The 272-nt window shown below is 42.6% G+C and carries 1 protein-coding gene; it reads left to right on the top strand.

What is annotated here, in order from left to right:
- Window positions 1–272, top strand: a 272-nt coding sequence (locus tag FE296_RS00110) for a chorismate synthase (RefSeq protein WP_150363966.1), incomplete at both ends; no start/stop codon positions are given.

The following is a 272-nucleotide window of genomic DNA, read 5'->3' as shown; positions in this document are numbered from 1 at the left end:
TGCAAACAACTACTAGAACAATTGGGCATTAACATTGTCGGATACGTTAAACAAATTGGTGCGGTGAATGCCGATGTTGACCATTTACTACCGGTTGCGGAAATTGAAGACAAGATTAAAAACAATGATTTACGTGTTTTAAACGAAGACAAGGTCGACGCAGTCCACGCCATGATTGATCAAACGAAACGTGATGGAGATACCCTTGGTGGCATTATCAAGGTGGTTGCCGAAAACATTCCTGCTGGTCTGGGTAGTTACACTGGATGGAA

Origin of the sequence: Paenibacillus sp. UASWS1643 (assembly GCF_008693195.1) — a bacterium.
GTDB classification, from domain to species: Bacteria; Bacillota; Bacilli; order Paenibacillales; family Paenibacillaceae; genus Paenibacillus; species Paenibacillus amylolyticus_B.
Note: the sequence above shows the minus strand (reverse complement) of the source record. Positions and strands in the feature narration are given on the sequence as shown.